Origin of the sequence: Stenotrophomonas sp. OVS01A (genome assembly GCF_019969775.1) — a bacterium.
Lineage (GTDB): Bacteria > Pseudomonadota > Gammaproteobacteria > Xanthomonadales > Xanthomonadaceae > Stenotrophomonas > Stenotrophomonas indicatrix.
Map to the genome: position 1 here is coordinate 1,712,574 of NZ_JAHXYV010000001.1, position 17,229 is coordinate 1,729,802.

Genomic DNA, 17,229 nt, shown 5'->3' on the forward strand with positions numbered 1-17,229 from the left:
GCGCGCCTCAGTCGTCGCCGGTCACGCGCAGGATCTCCTCCAGCGTAGTCACCCCGCTGTCGACCCAGCGCTGCCCGTCCTGGCGCAGGGTGCGCATGCCGGCGCGCCGCGCGGCCTCGCGCAGCGCAGGTTCGCCCTGCCCTTCATGGATCAGTGCCCGCACGCGCTCATCCACCACGAACAGTTCGTGGATACCGGTGCGCCCGCGGTAGCCGCTGTTCGCACAGGCGGGGCAGCCTACGGCCCGCCACACGGTGCGGCCCTCGGCATCCACTTCGGCACGCCGGCACTGCAGGCACAGCCTGCGCACCAGCCGCTGCGCCAGCACGCCACGCAACGATGAGGCCAGCAGGAAAGGTTCCACGCCCATGTCCGCCAGTCGGGTCACCGCCGAAATCGCATCGTTGGTATGCAGCGATGCCAGCACGCCGTGACCGGTCAGCGACGACTGCACCGCGATCTGCGCCGTCTCCAGGTCACGGATCTCGCCGATCATGATGGTGTCCGGATCCTGGCGCAGGATCGCGCGCAATGCCGTGCCGAAGCTCATGCCGATGCGCGCGTTGACCTGGATCTGGCCGATGCCAGCAAAGTCGTACTCCACCGGGTCTTCCACCGTGAGGATGTTGCTGGTGCTGCTGTCGAGCTGCCCCAGTGCCGCATACAGCGATGTGGTCTTGCCACTGCCGGTCGGCCCGGTCACCAGCACGATGCCATGCGGCTGGCGGATCAACCCGGTGAAGGTGGCCAGCGTATCGTCGGCCATGCCGAGGCGTTGCAGCTGCAACCGCCCGGCATCCTTTTCCAGCAGGCGCAGCACCGCCCGTTCGCCGTGCCCGGTGGGCACGGTGGAGACGCGGATATCCAGCGGCCGGCCCCCCACGCGGATCGCAATGCGCCCATCCTGCGGCAGGCGCTTCTCGGCGATATCCAGGTGGGCCATGATCTTGATGCGCGAGACCAGCGCCGCGTGCAACGCACGTCGTGGCTGCACCATGTCACGCAGGGTGCCATCGACGCGGTAGCGCACCACCGAATGCGTTTCGAAAGGTTCGATGTGCAGATCGCTTGCACCGTCACGCGCGGCCTGTGCCAGCAGGGCGTTGATCATGCGGATCACCGGCGCGTCGTCCTGTGCATCCAACAGATCGGTCACCTCGGGCATGTCCTGCATCAGCCGGTCGAGATCGACTTCACTTTCGGCCGCGCCGACCAGTGCAGCGGCATCGCCACCGTCACGATACTGCTCGCCCAACCGCTGCTGCCAGGCCGCCGCATCCAGCACCTGGAACGGCAGCGGCCCGTGCCGGCGGCGCAGTTCGGCCACCGCCCAGGCGGCGGTCTCGGCAGTTCCCAGCAGGACCGGCGCGCCGCCTGCTTCGGCCAGCATCACGCCGTGGCTGCGCACCCAGGCATACGGCAGCGCTGGCGGCGGCGTGGCCATGCTCATGGGCCGATGACCAGTTCCGGGGTGTAGCCCAGCCCGCGCAGCTGCTGCAGCGCCGGGTCGAGCGTGGCCGGGTCGCGTGCTACCCGCACCCGCAGTCGCTGTCCGGTTTCGCCCGGCGTGGTTTCGGCATAGGCCTGCAGGCCAAGCGCGCGCACCTGTGCCACGGCCTGCGTGGCACGCGCTGCATCCAGCCCCTGCGCGAACTGCACCACCTGCACAGTGCCCTCGCTGGCCGGATACAACGCCGCAAGGCTGCCGTTCTGCGGCGGCTGGCCCTGGCCATCGCGTGCATTGCCCTGGCCCAGCACCGACAGGTCCTGCGGCGGCAGCTGCGGTGCCGACAGTGCCGGCAACGCCCAGCTCTGTACCGGCTGTGCAGCGGCCTGGGCGTTGCGCATGTAGTCGTAGCGGTCGCGGGTCAGGCGCTGTCCGGCGGCCGGGTCGCGCACCACGTGCGGGCGCAGGAACACCATCAGGTTGGTCTTGGCCCGCTTGCGCGTATCGCTGCGGAACAGCGCGCCCAGCACCGGGATCTTCCCCAGCCCCGGCACGGCATCGCGGCCATGGCTGACGCTGTCTTCCAGCAGGCCGCCCAGTACCATGATCTGGCCGTCATCAAGCAGCACGCTGGTGTCCAGCGCCCGCTTGTTGGTGATGATGCCGGCGCTGCCCGAGCTCTGCGCGTCGATGCTGCTGACTTCCTGGTAGATGTCCAGCTTCACCGTGCCGCCCTCGGAAATCTGCGGGCGCACCCGCAGCTTCAGGCCCACGTCCTCGCGTTCGATGGTCTGGAACGGGTTGTTGCTGCCACCACCGCCATCGGTCACATAGCGGCCACTGACGAAGGGCACGGTCTGCCCGACCATGATGCTGGCCGCCTCGTTGTCCAGCGTCATCAGGTTCGGCGTGGAGAGGATGTTGGCGCCGCCTTTGCTCTGCAGTGCGTTGGCCAGCGCCTTCATGTTGAGGATCTGGCCCACGCCCGGCAGGTTGATCGTGCCGTCGATCACGCCGATGTTCAGCCCGTCCTTCGGCAGCACGTCGAGCGTGGTGCGCGCGGTGGTGTTCAGCCCACTACCACCGGTGGTGCCGCCGAAATGGGTGCCACCGAAGGTGCGGCCGTTGCCCAGCATCCATTGCACGCCCAGCTCGGCGGCGTCGGTCTGGTTGACCTCCACGATCAGGCTCTCCACCAGCACCTGCGCCCGACGCTGGTCCAGCTGGTCGATCACCCGCCGCAGGTTGCGGTACACCGGCTCCGGGGCAGAGATCAGCAAGGTGTTGGTGGCGATGTCGGCCTGCACCGAAATGCCGTTCTGGCTGAAGCCGGTGCTGCCGGCATCGGTCGGTTCGCGACGGCCGGGATCAAGCCGCGGCGATTCCAGCGCATTCCCTTTGTTCTTGCCCTGTGCAGGCTGCGCCGGCGGGCTGGCATTGCGGCTGTTCTCGCCCGGCAATGCAGTGATGCCGTCGCTGCTGCCCATTGCCGGCGCATCGCTCTGCCCTGCCACCACGCCCCGCAGCACCCCGGCCAGCTGGGTGGCCTGGGCGTTGCGCAGGTACACCACATGCAGGTTGCCGGACTCGTCCTGGGCCTTGTCCAGCTTCTCCACCAGCTGCCGCGCCAGGCGCGTGCGGCCCGGGCTGCTGGAACGCAGCAGCACGCTGTTGCTGCGCGGGTCGGCCATCACCACCACCTTCTGCGCCGGCTCCGCGCCCTGCGCATCCAGCAGCGGTGCGACCATCGCCGCCACGTCCACGGCAATGCCCTGCTGCAGCTTCACCACGTCGATGTCCATGCCGGCCGGTGTATCCACGCTGGCGATGACCCGCGCGATGCGCTCCAGGTTGTCGGCGTAGTCGGTGATGACCAGCGTGTTGTTACCGGGGTTCGCGGTGATCGGATTGTCCGCGGTGATCATCGGCCGCAGCACCGCCACCAGCGCCGCGGCACTCTCGTAGCGCAGGGAAAACGTGCGCGTGGCTATTTCGCCGCCCGCGCCACCGGCACCAACGCGGCCGCCCAGCAGCTTGGCATCGGCCTGCGGCACCACCCGGCTGACACCCCCGCTTTCAACCACGGCAAAACCGCGCATGCGCAATGCACCCAGCAGCAGCTGGTAAGCCTGCACACGGCTGACCGGCCCATCGGAGACCACGGTCATCTTGCCGCTCACCCGGGGGTCGACCAGGAACTGGCGGCCGGTGAAGCGTGCCGCCATGCGCAGCACCCCACCGATATCGGTGTCCACCAGGTTCAGCTGCACCGGTTCGCCATTGGCGTCCTGCGCCTGCACCGGCGCCGGAAGATGGGCCAGGCCCACCACCAGTGCCAATGCCGCGCTGCAGCCCAGGCTGCGCATCGCCTTCATGGATGGCCACCGCCATGGGCGACCATCACGATGTTTCCGGAAATCCGTGCCGCCGGCATGTTCGCGTCCCCTGTTCGTTGCAGTTGCAGTTGCTGCAGTTCGATGGCCGGGTCGGCCAGCAAGGGCAGCAGCCAGTTCCAGAGCGCATCGGCGGGCACACTGCGCACCTGCAGGTGCCAGCGCCCGTCGCGCGTTTCGATATGCAGGCTGCCCGCCAGGCCGGCAGCGGTGATCTGTTGGCGCAGGCCTGCAAGTGTCGGCCGCCGGGCTTGCGCCTGCTGCTGTTCACGGGCGCGCAGCAGCGGTGCAAGTGCAGCCGCCTGCGCCTGCAGCCGTGGAAGCTCAGCCTGCCAATGGCTGCGCTGCTTAAGCAGCGGCTGCAGCCAGACCAGCCACAGTACAGCCGCCATTACCGCTGCAGACATCAACAGCAGCATCGCGCGCTCGCGCGCCGCCAGCCGCTGCCAACGCTGCGACAGTCCGCGCACGAAGCCCGCCGGCCGTAGTTCCGATGCGGTCACGGAGCAGTCCCGCGGCTGATCCGCAAGCGGCCACCGGCTTCGTGCGCAAGCTGCAGCCCTTGTGCCTGCATCGCCTGCTGCCAGCGCTCCAGCCGTTGCGCGTCCTCGGCCAACACCTGCGCGTCAGCGTCCAGTTCCAAGTCCATCTGGCCCGGTTGATAGCGCAGGCTGCGAACCTGGCCAGCCAACTCGGGGATGGCCTGCAGCACGCCGGCAACCTGCTGCTGCACGGCAGGAAGTGCCCGTGGCGCTGCCGGCGCCGCCAGTGCCCGCCGTGCCTGCACCACCGGATCGACCACATCGTCGATCTCGGGGAAGTGCGTGCTGAGCTGCCGGGCCATGTCATGCTGTAGGGCTTCACCCTCGCTGTGCCAGCGCGACACCTGCAGTTGCAGGCCCAGTGCAGCCAGCACCGCCGCCGCCAGCGCAAGACCGATGGCCAGGCGTGGCGCACCTGCGCCCGAGGCCGGCAACGGCAGTGACCAGCCAGGCAGCGGACCGCTGCACTGCACCGCCTGCGTCAGCACGCTGGCCGGCAGACGCTCGGCCCAAGCGGGCGGCACGGCATCGATCCACTGCACTGCCTGCACCCCGGCCTGCTGCAAGCGCACGGCCAGCACCTGCATCACCGAGGCCAGGTCACGCCCACCGCACCACTGCACGAAGCCACGATCACGGCCACAGCGGACCAGTACCTGCTCACCACACAGCTGCAGGGTGGCCTGGCCGACCGCCCACGGCAGCAGCAAGGGCGTTGGGTGCAGCGCCTGCAACTGCAGCCCGCACTCCTGCAGCTGCTGCTGTACGCGCGCAATCGCCTGCAGGCCAAGCCACGCCACCGCCACCGTGCCATCGGCCGCCTGGGTGCCATGGCCCAGCGCCACCTCCTGCAGATCATCCAGCAGCATCGCTTCCACTTCACCCTGCAGGGCCGCCTGCAGGCGTCGCCCGGGCAGCGGCGGCAGCTGCAGCTCAAGCAGGATCAGGTCCTGCGGGTCAAGGCTCGCATGCACCCTCGCCTGCGGAAAGCGCTGGCCCAGCGTCGACAGAGGGTCGCTGCCCGTGGCCAGCACGCGGTCCTTGTGCAGCTGCGCCCACTCAACCGCGCTGTCCCCATCCAATCGTTCCAGCGCCGGCAGGCGCACTCTCAGCTGCAGGCTCATGCACCGATCCTTGTCCATACCCGTTGCACACGCACGCTGTCGTCGCGGAACTCGCGCCAGATCAACGCGCGGAAATCCACCGATGCGCCGTCTGCCTGTACCTGGCCTACCGCCAGGAACCACTCGCTGTGGATACCCAGCGGCATCAGCGCCATCTGTTCGTTGCTCAGCTGCAGCCGGTTGGCGATGTCACCGCGGTTGAGCAGCCAGTGGCCACGATCACGCTCGCCCAGCAGCGCCTGCAGGCGCCCGGCTTCCACCCCGGGTGCAACCGCCTGCAGTACGGCGATATCACCTGTATTGGCGTTGACCAGGGTCTGCGCTGGCAGCACCACCGTACGCCGCGCCAGTGCCTGTATCGCCACCGGATCAGCGCCTGCCAGCACCTGTTCAATCAGCGACTCACGCGGCAACGGTGCCCGCGCCTGCCGATCGCCATCGCGCAGGCGCGACTGGACCTGCGTTGCGGCGCTGGCACAGGCCGCGCGGGGCAGCCCCTGCCCCACACACAGCGAAGTGAACGCACGCAGTGCCTCTGCGGCAGGCTGGCCGTCAGCCAGCAGCGTGCGCAGGTTGAACCTCGACTGCGCGTCCACCAGCTGCAGGTGCACCGGCAGTGGCGCCTGCAGCTGCACCGGCCGCGCCCAGCGCCCGTTGCCAACGGTAGTCAACTGCTCGCGCGCGTCCTCACGCAACTGCTGCGCCGCGCGTTCCAGCGTGACGTCCACCGCCATGCGTACCTGCATGCGCAGCTGGTCGCTGCGTACCGCACGCAGCTGTGCGGCCTGCCGGGTCAGCAGCGCAGTGGCGATCACCGCCACCAGTGCCACCACCAGCATCGCCACGATCACCGCCATGCCCTGCTGGCGGGCAAACGCACCTGGAATGTTCCGGCGTGCCATTGTCCGGCCTCACAACTGCCAGGAACCGATGTCCGCGTTGCCGGCCTCACCGCCGGGCTTGCTGTCGGCCCCCAGCGAGAACACGTCGATATCGCCGTGCGTGCCGGGGTTCTGGTACTGGTAGGGGTGCCCCCACGGGTCATCCGGCAGGCGGTCGAGGTACGGCGTGACCGGCATCGCGCCGCTGCCCTGCGGCGGTTTCAGCAGCGCCTGCAGCCCCTGCCCGGCACTGGGGTAACGCCCATTGTCCAGCCGGTACAGCTTCATGGCCTGCATCAGTGCGGCGATGTCCTGGCGTGCCGCCACCACGCGGGCCTGGTCGGGGCGATCCATCAACCGGGGCACGATCAGTGCAGCCAGAATGCCGATGATGACCACCACCACCATGATCTCGATCAGGCTGAAGCCCTGCTGCCGAGCCCTGCGACCACCCATCTGCATTGCCATTGTTCCGCCCTCATCATCCTGGAAGAGACCGCCGCCCCATGGTCAGCGGCGCATGTGTCAGTACGATAAACATCCTGCGGAAATCGGCCGTTCCTGCAGCCGATCACCCACACCGCGCGCGTTCCCCACGCAGGCAGCGTCCAGCAGCGACGACGGAACGCGCGCAAGCGTTTCCTCCACGCAGCGCTGCAGCAGTGGCGCGGCACACGCCTGCAGCAGGCGCATGCACTGCAGGGGCGACCAGGCCATGCCATGATCGAAGCCGATGAATTGCCGGTACACCTGGTGATAGCGAAGATCGTCGTGCAGGCGCTGCACGCTGCCAGGGGCGCACAGCGCGATCAGCAGCACCGCACGCTGCACCATGCGCACCTCCGCGCTCTCCTGCGCAAGCGTGGCCAAGGCCCCTTCAGGCCACGGCTGCAGGCATGCGTCCAGCGCCTGCCGCAGCAGCATCAACGGATGGCCGCTGACATCCAGCGCTGACCACCTTGCCGCATCGGCCCAGGCATCGCTGGACAGCATCCACACCCACGGCTGCCCATAGCGCTGCACATTCACTGGGGCGTGCCGCGCCTGCTCCAGCGACTGGCTCAGGTGGCGGTCCAGCTCCAGCATGCTGATCCTGCGACTGTCGTTCATCGGCGTCGCCTGCGCTCCGCGACGCGGGAGCGTCGTACTCTGCAGAAGACGTCAGCAAGGCAGCCGAAGCGACAGCACGAATGCGATGTTGAGCAGTGCGTGGCAGCATCGCGGGAATGTCACCGCAACGTCATCCTCCTGCAGGCATGCAGGTCCAGGCGCGGCGCCTCTCCGCCACTCCGCCGGGCCAGCACGGCAACGTCGCTGCGCTGCGCGAATGCCGCCAGCGCGTGCATCGCGTCCGCGTCATCCAGCAGCGCCGCCGTCGTCGCCTGCAGCAGTGGCAGCTGCCATCCCTCCATCTGTGCATCGCTCGCGGCCACGAACCAGTGCCACAACCGGTGGTAGCGCACGTGATCGTGAAGTGCCGCCAGACCCTCGATGCCGTGCATGGCCATCAGCAACAAGGCACGTGCCAGTGCAGCGGCAGGCAGCATTCCCGATTCCGAAAGTGGCAGCACCTGCCGCTGCAACCGCAGCAGCATCGCCAACGGATGGTCCTGTGGCTCGAACTCCAGCAGCACCGCCTGCTGCCGCCACTGCGGGTCGGACACCACGCATACCCACGGCGCGCCATAGCGGTGCACCATCAGCGGCCGCCGCTGGGTGGTTTCCAGCAGCGCCGACAGATTGCGGCGCAGATCCAACACACCGATGGTCTCGTTGCGCATCCTTGGCCTCTCCATGCATGCAGCGGGCGTGCGCGTCGCGCGCAGCCAGGGTCTTACCCCAAGACGGCAATTCCACCGGGAAAGCGACGCAGGCCGAGTGACAGCGTCTGCCCGAGCTGCTCCAGTGCGGCATCCGGATCATCAATGCGGAAGCGACCACTGACCGGCGCCCGCGCCAATGCGGATTCGCCCAGCAGCACCTTGCCGCGCCGGTAGCGGTTGATCTCGGCCACCACCTCACGCAGTGGCGCGCGGCGGAACACCAGCATGCCTTCGGTCCACGCGCTGACTTCGGCCGCCACGGCTTCGGCCACCACGCCACTGAGGCGCTCGTCATACACCGTCTGCTGGCCGGCCTGCAGCTGCAGGCGACCTTGCGGATGCTCGATGCGCACGCTGCCGCGCAGGCAGGTCACGCGCACCTGTCCATCGGTATTGCGCACATCCAGGCGTGCTGCGCCCTCGTCGGCCACCAGGCAACCCGGCCCGGCGAACAGCGCCAGGCGCGCTCCCGCAGCGGCCTCGATCGCCGCCTGTCCCTGCACCAGCTCGAAGCCTTCACCCTGGGCATCACTGCGCCGGCGCAGGCTGCTCTGCGTATCCAGTTCGATCTTCAGGTGCGGCGTCGGCGCAATCTGCAGCCGCTCGCCGGTACCGGTATGGAAATCGGCGGTCATCGCCGTCACCGAAGGCCACAGGCCCAGTGGCGGGTGCAGCGCAGCCACCACGGCCAGGCTCGCAGGTGCCGCCACGGCCGCACCCAGGAATGCGCGCCGGCTCCAGCGTTGTGCCGGGGTTGCAGGCTGCGGCTGGCGCGCAGCGGCAGGCAGCTGCTCACCGGCCAGGCGTACCTGTTCCCATTGCCGTTTCGCGCGCGCAAAGGCGTGCCGATGGCCGGGATCGGCCTCGCACCATTGGCGGAATTTCCTGGCATCGGCCGCAGTGGCTTCGCCCGAGGTCAACCGTACCACCCACGCGTGGGCCTGGCGCTCCACGGCGTCGAGCGGGCGGTGCGGTTGGTCGTCAGCGTCCATGAGGGCTCTTGCCGTCCCCGCACGCTGCGGGGTTCTGCTCGGCGTCAAAGTGTAGACGGATGCCGTGCCTCAGAACCGCACCTGCCGTCCCTGCCCGCTGCGTTCGGCCAGGTAATCCTGTGCGGCTTTCAGCTCACGCTGCACCAGCCGCAACGACACGCCCAGGTGCTCGGCCACATCGCGCTGCTGCAGACCGTCCACGCGGATCGCCAGCAGTATCCGGCGGCGGCGCTCGGGCATCCGCTGCAGCAGCCCGACCATGTCTTCCAGCGCCATCTCCTGCTCGGCCGCCTGTGCCGGCCCCGGGCCGGGATCGGCCATGTCCATCAACGTATCCACTTCTTCCAGGCTCAGCAGGCGATGGTCGGCGCGCTGGCGGTCGATCACGGTGTTCATCGCCATGCGCAGCAGGTACGCCGCGGGGTTCTGTACCGGGTCCAGGCGATCGCGGCGCGTGCTCAGGCGCATCCAGGTGTCCTGCAGCGCGTCGCCGGCCAGCTCTTCCGAGCCCAGCTTGCGCACCAGGCGGCGCTTCAGTTCGTCGTACGCGCCCAGCAGATGGTCCATCAGGTCTACCGCCCCAGCCGTGCTGTTGCTCATGTTCGATTCCTTGACGTCATGGTTGGGGCGGGCGCCGGCCACAGTCGTGGCCCGCGCTGGAAGGACGAATCTGCAGGGTCACCGGCTGCGGCAGCGCGGCAGCATCGGTGTCCAGCCGCAGCGCCTGCATCGCCTGCAGAAGACGCGCATCGCGGCGGGGGCTGCCGCTGCCGGCAAGCAGTTCGGGTTCCTGCACCTGGCCGTCGTTGGCAATGCGGAAGCGCAGCGTCGCCGCATAGGCGCCCGGTGCAAGGTCAGGGTCGCCACAGAACGCAGTGCGCAGCCGCTGCTGCAGGTCGCCGAAGCGGCGACGCTGCCCGAGGTCGTTGGCCACACCGGTCGCAGAGGCCTCGGCAGCGGCGCGTGCGGCGCGGCGCAGGACCACGCGCTGCGCGCCGATCAGCTCGGCCTCGACACCCGTATCCTGCAGCACCACCTGCAGCGCCTGCAGTGGCGGCAGGCTGGCTTGCAGCGGATGGCTGCTGCGGCCCGTGCCGAGGTCGCCGGGATACATCACCGACCAGCCGCTGACGACGCTGAAGCGCTCGACCGCCTGTTCCAGCGGCTGCGCGGGAATGTCATAGGCGCGGATGTCGTCCTGTGCGGCGGCAGCGAAGGCGAACAGCAACCCGGCGGCGGCCGCCACCCTCCAACGTCTGATCGCATGCTGTCCATTCAGCCCCCTGACGTAGAACACATGACCCTCGGCAGCGACATCAGCTGCAGCGGCGAAGCGCGGTGCGACCAGGCGGGTCGACCTGCGCACGGCCGGCAAGCGGGTCAAACCGTAGCGGCGTCACGTGTCATTGCGATGACGGCGGCGCGCAGGGGACGCGCCGGGCCGTTCAGACCGGCAGTTCAGTGGTCTGTTTGATCCGCTGCATGGGGATTTCGGTCTTGGTGTTCTGCACCCCGGCGATCCGGTTGAGGTGCTGTATCTGGAACTGCCGGTACGCATCAAGGTCGGCCACCGCCACCCGCAGCAGGAAGTCGCAGTCGCCCGCCATCAGATGGCATTCAAGCACTTCCGGGAAGGACTTGATGCTGTTGATGAAGTGGTTGGTGGTGTCTTCGTCCTGGCCACGCAGCCACACGCGGACGAACACCGTGAACCCACGCCCGATCCTCGCCGCGTTGAGCAGGGCCACGTAGCGATCGATGTAGCCGCCCTCTTCCAGCAGGCGGACCCGGCGCAGGCAGGCGGACGGCGACAGCCCCACCTGTCGCGAAAGCTCCAGGTTCTGCAGGCGGCCATCGCGCTGCAGGGCGTCGAGGATGCGGCGATCCAGGTTGTCGAGCTGGTACTGCATGAAATTTCACCCATCAGGCTGATGGCCACATGATATTCCACATTCCGTCGACTCAATGGCATCAACGCAACCCGATTTCGTGATCGGACCGTTAGCATGGGCCACCCCCACCCGTTGTTGATCCATGGACGCCCGAACCACCCTGCCCCTGCCTGATCCCGCGTGCGACACCGCACCGCGCGCCGAATTCCTGCGCGGCCTGCGCGCCGCCTTGCCGGTGATGATCGGCTTCATTCCTTTCGCCCTGGTGCTCGGTGCCCAGGCCGCCCAGAAGGGCCTGTCGGCGCTGGAAGTGCCGCTGATGACCGGCCTCAACTTTGCCGGTGGCTCTGAATTCGCCGCGGTCGAACTGTGGACTTCGCCGCCACACATCGCGCTGATCGTAGCGATCACCGCACTGGTCAACAGCCGCCACCTGTTGATGGGCGCCAGCCTGGCGCCGCTGCTGCAGCACCTGCCGCGCCGTCGCGTGCTGCCGGCGCTGTTCTTCATGTGCGATGAAAGCTGGGCACTGGGCGTGGCCGATGCGCGCCGTCGGGCACTGGGCTTCAGCCTGTCCTACTACCTCGGCGTGTCGGCCGGCCTGTACACCGTGTGGGTGCTGTGCACCGCGCTGGGCGCGATCGTCGGCCCACTGCTCGGTGACATCCACGCCTATGGCTTCGACATGGCCTTCCCCGCCGTGTTCCTGGTGTTGCTGCGTGGCATGTGGCAAGGCATGCGCGCCGCCCGGCCATGGCTGGTCAGCCTGGTGGTGGCAGCGGGCACCTACCTGCTGGTGCCCGGCGCCTGGTACGTCGCCAGCGGCGCGCTGGCCGGTCTGGCCGCTGCGTGGCTGCTGGCCGAGGACGCCGCATGATCTTCAACGGACTGATCCACTGGACCTCGGTGCTGACCATCATCCTGATGGCCGCCGCCACCTATCTCACCCGCATCATCGGTTTCCTCGCGCTGCGCAACCGCACCCTGGGCAAGCGCGCGGTGACGGTGATGGAAGCCGCCCCGGGCTGCGTGCTGATCTCGGTGATCGCCCCGGACTTCGTGGCCGACAAGCCGGCCGACCTGGCTGCACTGGCGATCACGTTGCTTGCGGCCACGCGGCTGTCGATGCTGCCGACGGTGCTGATCGGCGTGGTATCGGCGGGTGTACTGCGGTATGTGATGGGGTGAGCGCCCACTAGCGCCGCCCCTCCCTGCGACAGCCGGTCGCAGCCCCCTCCGGGCACACGCTTGACCTATATCAATCCGCGCCATGCCACGGGCGCGTATCTCTATGCAGGAACCCAATACGCCGGCGTCACCGGCATCCAAAGGACCTGCGATGAGCTACACCCCCGACAACGCCCAGCTGCTCAACGCCATGCAGAACGTGATGGTGATCTCCACCACCGACCTGCAGGGCAACATCACCTATGCCAACGACCTGTTCTGCACGCTCACCGGGTTCGCGCGCGAGGAACTGATCGGCCAGCCGCACAGCATCGTCCGCCATCCGGACGTACCCAAGGCCGTCTACAAGGACATGTGGGACACCATCAAGGCCGGCAAGACCTGGACCGGCATCGTGCCCAACCTTGGCAAGGGCGGCGTGCTCTACGTGGTCGACACCACCGTGCAGCCACTGTTCGACGCCGATGGCAACATCACCTCGTACATCAGCATCCGCCGCGTGGTGAACGACCTGATGCAGAACTACGACCTGGTCGAGTTCAGCAAGGAAACGTTCGACGACTTCTACGAGGCTGCGTGAACGCCATCCCCACACGCAGGCCCATCAGCCGGCTGCTGGTGGGTTTCGCCTCCGAGTCGGGCAACGCCCGCGCCCTGGCCCAACGCCTGGGTGCGGACCCGGAACTGCAGCCGCATGGACCGCAGGTCCTGCCGTTCAATGACATCGATGTGGCCGGCCTCGGCCACGGCGATGTGCTGCTGGCCATCTCCAGCTCGTTCGGCGACGGCGAGCCACCGGCCAATGGCGAGCGCTTCTTCGAGTCGCTGCGACAGGCGCCCGCCCTGCCCGGACTGCGCTACGCGGTGTTCGGCTTGGGGGATACCGGCTACCCCAGCTTCTGCGGTTTCACCAAGGCGCTGGATGCAGCGTTGAGTGATCGTCAGGCGCAGCCACTACTGCACCGTGTCGACGCCGACCTCGGCTACGAACAGTTCTTCCAGCAGTGGCAGCCGGTGCTGGGCCAGGTACTGGACGGTGATGCGACCGCCGGCCAGGATCTGCGCCTGCAGGTGACGGCTTACGGCGAAGACAACGCGTTCGCCGCCGGCATTGTCGAACGGCGCCGACTGAATCACAGCACCCCCGCCGCCTGGCACCTGCAGCTGGACATCGCGGGCAGCGGCATGGCCTACCGGGCCGGCGACACCCTGCATCTGGTTGCAGAAAACGATCCTGCGCTGCTGCAGGCCCTGGCAAGCTGGTATGGCGATTCCAGCGCCGTCGACGCGCTGCGCGACCGCGAACTGCGCCTGCTCAGCAAGGGCGTACTGCGCGAACTGGCCAGGCTGGGGGGTAGCGACGTACTGAAAAGCCTGCTGAAGATCAGCCAGAAACGCGAACTGGACGCCTACCTGCATGGCCTGGACCTGCTGGACGTGCTGCAGGACCACGCCACCCCGCAGTCGGTTCCGCTGGCGCGGCTGCGCGAGCTGCTCTCACCCTGCCTGCCGCGCGCCTACTCGATTGCCTCGCATCCGCGCGACGATCAGCTGAGCCTGTGCGTGCGCGAAGTGCGCTACACCCTGCGTGGCCGCGAACGCTTCGGCACCGCCACCGGCAGCCTGCTGCACGGCGGCGACACGGCGCGCGTGTACTGCCGCTCCAATCCGGGCTTCCACCTGCCCGAAGGCGGCAACGCACCTCTGCTGCTGGTGGGCACCGGTACCGGCATCGCGCCGCTGATGGGCCTGATGCAGGAACTGCAGGCCACCGGCGATGCGCGGGAGGTCCATCTGGTGTTTGGCGAGAAGCACCGCGAGCATGACTTCCTGTACCGCGAGCAGTTGCAGGACTGGCAGGCGCGTGGCGTACTGGCCAGCCTGCACACGGCGTTCTCGCGCGATGCTGCGCAGAAGGTCTATGTGCAGCATGTGCTGAAGCAGCAGGCCACACAGATGCGGGATGTGCTGGCCCGTGGCGGCCACATCTACCTGTGTGGCAACAAGAGCCATCTGGAAGGTGCGATGCGCGAAGCCATCGACGCGATCGGCGGCGAAGGCCATTGGGATGCCCTGCGCGGTGAGGGCCGCACCCACTGCGAGCTGTATTGAACCGTCCTTCCGGTAGAGCCGGCCGCTGGCCGGCTGCTGTTGGCGCTATGAAGCTGCCGGCCAGCGGCCGGCACCACCCGCGTGGATGCACAGCGCGCCAGGATATGGCTCGCCAAGACCGCCGCGTATCAACCATCGACGACGCGCCCGTCCACCACCCGCGCTACCTGCTGGCCGAACACCGCCACATCCTGATTTGAACCGTCCCTCGGGTAGAGCCGGCCGCTGGCCGGCTGCTCTTCGCACTACGACGCTGCCGGCCAGCGGCCGGCACTACCCGCGTGGATACACGGCGCGCCAGGATATGGCCCGGCACGACCGCCGCGTATCAACCATCGACGACGCGCCCGTCCACCACGCGCGCCACCTGCTGGCCGAACACCGCCACATCCTGATTTGAACCGTCCCTCGGGTAGAGCCGGCCGCTGGCCGGCTGCTGTTGGCGCTACGACGCTGCAGGCCAGCGGCCGGCACTACCCGCGTGGATACACGGCGCGCCAGGATATGGCCCGGCACAAACGCCGCGCGTCATCCGCCGACGATGCGCCCGTCCACCACCCGCGCTACCTGCTGGCCGAACACCGCCACATCCTGATTTGAACCGTCCTTCGGGTAGAGCCGGCCGCTGGCCGGCTGCTCTTCGCACTACGACGCTGCCGGCCAGCGGCCGACACTACCCGCGTGGATACACGGCGCGCCAGGATATGGCCTGGCATGACCGCCGCGCGTCATCCACCGACGATGCGCCCGTCCACCACACGCGCCACCTGCTGGCCGAACACCGCCACATCCTGCGGGTCGTGGCTGATCAGCAGCAGTGGAATACCGGTTTCATCCAGTACGGTTTCCAGCTCCTGGCGCAGGTGCTGGCGCAGGTCGTGGTCGAGCGCTGCGAACGGTTCGTCCAGCAGCAACGCCTGTGGCCGGGTCACCAGTGCACGCGCCAACGCCGTGCGCTGGCGCTGTCCGCCGGATACCTGTGACGGCAGCAGATCCGCCACATGCTCGATCCGGAATGCCTGCAGCCACTGCTCCACTGCCTCGATACGGGTGACGCGCGGTGGATTCAACCAGCCCCGCTGCAGCCCGAACGCCACGTTCTGGCGCACGCTCAGGTGCGGAAACAGCGCGTAGTCCTGGAACACATATCCCAGGCGACGACGCTGCGGTGGCAGATCGACCCCCGCTCCCGCATCGAACAGTGTCTGCCCGTGCAGGCGCACATGACCATGCTCCGGGCGCAGCAGGCCGGCCACCGCTTTCAGCGTCAGGCTCTTGCCGGCACCGGAAGGCCCGAACAGCACCACCTGCCGCTGCGTGCACTGCAGTGCAACGTCCAGCTCGAACGTCTGGCCGGACGCCTGCAATCGCCGCTGCACCTGCAGGTCAAGCCACATCGCGCAGCTCCCGACGGCGCCCACCCACCAGCCGCGCGGCCAGCAGCAGGATCACGATGCACACCACCGACGTCAGGATCACCAGCGCATTGGCCTTGCCATCCTGCCCCGCCTGCACCGCTTCATAGATGGCGATCGACAAGGTCTGCGTGCGGCCCGGAATGCTGCCGGCCACCATCAGCGTGGCGCCGAACTCACCCATCGCCCGTGCGAACGCCAGCAGCAGGCCCGCCAGAATCCCGCGCCATGCCAGCGGCAGGGTGATGCGGAAGAACACCGCCGCTTCGGACACACCCAGCGTGCGCGCGGCCTGCTCCAACTGGCCATCCACTTCCTCGAATGCAGCGCGTGCCGGTTTGAACACCAGCGGAAACGACGCCACCGCAGCAGCGATCACCGCCGCCTGCCAGGTAAACACCAGGTTGATGCCGAACCACGACTGCAACCAGGCGCCGATCGGGCCATTGCGCCCGATCAGCACCAGCAGGTAATAGCCCAGCACCGTCGGCGGCAGCACCATCGGCAGGGTCAGTATCGAATCCAGCAGCTCCCGACCCGGAAAGCGCCGCCGCGCCAGCAGCGCGCCGAGTGCCACGCCGGCAACAAGATTGATCGCCGTGGCCCAGCCGGCCACCTTCAACGACAATCCCAGTGCGCTCCAGTCCAGGTCCATCCGTCAGGGCTTGCCGAACCCGTGCTTGTGCAGGATCGCCTGGCCCTGCGCCGAGCGCACGAACGCCGCGAAGCGCCTGGCTTCCACCGGCTGCGTGCTGGCCTGCACCACCGCCAGCGGATAGGCGATGCGTCCGGCAACCGGAACCTCGAACGCGCGCCGCACGCGATCAGGCATTGCCTGCGCGTCGGTGGCGTAGACAAACCCCGCATCCACCTCGCCCCGCGCAACGTAATCCAGCGACTGCCGCACGTTCTGCGTACTGATCACCTTGCCCTGCATGGCCGGCCACAGCTTGGCGGCCTGCAACGCCCCCTGCGCGTAGCGGCCCACCGGTACGCTGTCCGGGTTGCCCAGTGCGATGCGCTGCACGCCGGCACCCGCCAGATCGGCCAGTGCGCGCGGCGGCGCCTTCGCCTGCGGTGGCACGACCACCCACAACGCGTTCACCGCGAAGACCTCGCGCGTACCGGCCGCCAGCAGCTTCTGCTGCGCAGCCTGGTCCATCGTTGCTTCATCGGCCGAAGCGAACACATCCACCGGCGCGCCGCGCGCGATCTGCTGCAGCAGTACGCCGGAAGCGGCAAAGTTGAAATCGACCCTGCTGCCCGGGTTCGCCTTCTCATAGGCTGCGCCCAGCTCGCGGAAGCTTTCGGTAAGGCTCGATGCCGCCGACACGGTGAGGTTGCCAGCCCACGCAGGCAGCGTAGCCAGCAGGCCCAGAAACACCATTGCCCATCGCTTCATCGTCGACTCCCTGGCCGT

At 68.2% G+C, this 17,229-nt stretch carries 19 protein-coding genes; 4 read left to right on the plus strand and 15 right to left on the minus strand.

Annotated elements, in window-relative coordinates; all coding sequences use genetic code 11:
* Positions 1-7: 7 nt before the first annotated feature.
* From gspE to LC407_RS08070, 12 genes are all read right to left on the minus strand, one after another.
* Positions 8-1,450, minus strand: coding sequence for a type II secretion system ATPase GspE (gene gspE, locus LC407_RS08015; protein ID WP_032974563.1), 1,443 nt, complete (start codon positions 1,448-1,450; stop codon positions 8-10).
* Positions 1,447-3,822: a type II secretion system secretin GspD gene (gspD, locus tag LC407_RS08020; RefSeq protein ID WP_223482586.1), complete on the minus strand. Its 2,376-nt coding sequence runs from the start codon at positions 3,820-3,822 to the stop codon at positions 1,447-1,449. Before gspD ends, gspE begins: the two co-directional genes overlap by 4 nt.
* Entirely contained in the window at positions 3,819-4,343 is a 525-nt protein-coding gene (gene gspM, locus LC407_RS08025; RefSeq protein WP_223482587.1) for a type II secretion system protein GspM, read from the minus strand. Before gspM ends, gspD begins: the two co-directional genes overlap by 4 nt.
* Positions 4,340-5,506 carry a type II secretion system protein GspL gene (gene gspL / locus LC407_RS08030; RefSeq protein WP_223482588.1) on the minus strand — a complete coding sequence of 389 codons (1,167 nt, stop codon included), beginning with the start codon at positions 5,504-5,506 and terminating at the stop codon, positions 4,340-4,342. Before gspL ends, gspM begins: the two co-directional genes overlap by 4 nt.
* On the minus strand, positions 5,503-6,363 hold the full coding sequence (gene gspK / locus LC407_RS08035; protein WP_223482689.1) for a type II secretion system minor pseudopilin GspK: 861 nt from the start codon (positions 6,361-6,363) through the stop codon (positions 5,503-5,505). Before gspK ends, gspL begins: the two co-directional genes overlap by 4 nt.
* Positions 6,364-6,417: 54 nt before the next feature.
* Entirely contained in the window at positions 6,418-6,855 is a 438-nt protein-coding gene (gene gspG / locus LC407_RS08040) for a type II secretion system major pseudopilin GspG (protein ID WP_033831258.1), read from the minus strand.
* Between the two features lie 57 nt (positions 6,856-6,912).
* The gene (locus tag LC407_RS08045; protein ID WP_223482589.1) at positions 6,913-7,497 is read right to left on the minus strand and encodes a hypothetical protein; all 585 of its coding nucleotides are present in this window, start codon (positions 7,495-7,497) and stop codon (positions 6,913-6,915) included.
* Between the two features lie 119 nt (positions 7,498-7,616).
* Positions 7,617-8,168 (minus strand): hypothetical protein, encoded by a 552-nt coding sequence (locus tag LC407_RS08050; RefSeq protein WP_223482590.1) that lies wholly within the window; start codon positions 8,166-8,168, stop codon positions 7,617-7,619.
* 53 nt (positions 8,169-8,221) lie between these two features.
* Positions 8,222-9,202, minus strand: coding sequence for a DUF4880 domain-containing protein (locus tag LC407_RS08055; RefSeq protein WP_025874364.1), 981 nt, complete (start codon positions 9,200-9,202; stop codon positions 8,222-8,224).
* Positions 9,203-9,271: 69 nt separating this feature from the next.
* Positions 9,272-9,802, minus strand: coding sequence for a sigma-70 family RNA polymerase sigma factor (locus LC407_RS08060; RefSeq protein ID WP_025874363.1), 531 nt, complete (start codon positions 9,800-9,802; stop codon positions 9,272-9,274).
* Between the two features lie 16 nt (positions 9,803-9,818).
* Positions 9,819-10,499, minus strand: coding sequence for a TonB-dependent receptor (locus LC407_RS08065; RefSeq protein ID WP_317850715.1), 681 nt, complete (start codon positions 10,497-10,499; stop codon positions 9,819-9,821).
* A 148-nt stretch (positions 10,500-10,647) separates the two neighbouring features.
* Entirely contained in the window at positions 10,648-11,112 is a 465-nt protein-coding gene (locus LC407_RS08070) for an Lrp/AsnC family transcriptional regulator (RefSeq protein WP_025874361.1), read from the minus strand.
* A 124-nt stretch (positions 11,113-11,236) separates the two neighbouring features.
* On the opposite strand from LC407_RS08070, the gene LC407_RS08075 reads away from it, so the two are divergent.
* The 4 genes from LC407_RS08075 to LC407_RS08090 all read left to right on the plus strand — a co-directional run bounded on the left by LC407_RS08075 (position 11,237) and on the right by LC407_RS08090 (position 14,394).
* Complete coding sequence (locus LC407_RS08075) at positions 11,237-11,971, plus strand: AzlC family ABC transporter permease (protein WP_140224981.1); 735 nt, start codon at positions 11,237-11,239, stop codon at positions 11,969-11,971.
* Positions 11,968-12,282, plus strand: a complete 315-nt coding sequence (locus LC407_RS08080; RefSeq protein ID WP_032951659.1) for an AzlD family protein — start codon at positions 11,968-11,970, stop codon at positions 12,280-12,282. The genes LC407_RS08075 and LC407_RS08080 overlap by 4 nt, the downstream gene beginning before the upstream one ends.
* A gap of 151 nt (positions 12,283-12,433) precedes the next feature.
* A complete protein-coding gene (locus tag LC407_RS08085; protein WP_033831265.1) occupies positions 12,434-12,862 on the plus strand; it encodes a PAS sensor domain-containing protein in 429 nt (142 codons plus the stop codon).
* Positions 12,859-14,394, plus strand: coding sequence for a sulfite reductase flavoprotein subunit alpha (locus tag LC407_RS08090; protein WP_223482592.1), 1,536 nt, complete (start codon positions 12,859-12,861; stop codon positions 14,392-14,394). The genes LC407_RS08085 and LC407_RS08090 overlap by 4 nt, the downstream gene beginning before the upstream one ends.
* Before the next feature lie 728 nt (positions 14,395-15,122).
* Here the strand turns inward: LC407_RS08090 and LC407_RS08095 are convergent.
* From LC407_RS08095 to modA, 3 genes are read right to left on the minus strand one after another with little or no spacing between them, the layout of a single operon-like run.
* On the minus strand, positions 15,123-15,791 hold the full coding sequence (locus tag LC407_RS08095) for an ATP-binding cassette domain-containing protein (protein ID WP_223482593.1): 669 nt from the start codon (positions 15,789-15,791) through the stop codon (positions 15,123-15,125).
* Positions 15,781-16,464, minus strand: a complete 684-nt coding sequence (gene modB / locus LC407_RS08100; protein ID WP_025874355.1) for a molybdate ABC transporter permease subunit — start codon at positions 16,462-16,464, stop codon at positions 15,781-15,783. Before modB ends, LC407_RS08095 begins: the two co-directional genes overlap by 11 nt.
* Positions 16,465-16,467: 3 nt before the next feature.
* Positions 16,468-17,211, minus strand: coding sequence for a molybdate ABC transporter substrate-binding protein (gene modA / locus LC407_RS08105; RefSeq protein WP_088100107.1), 744 nt, complete (start codon positions 17,209-17,211; stop codon positions 16,468-16,470).
* Positions 17,212-17,229 lie beyond the last annotated feature (18 nt).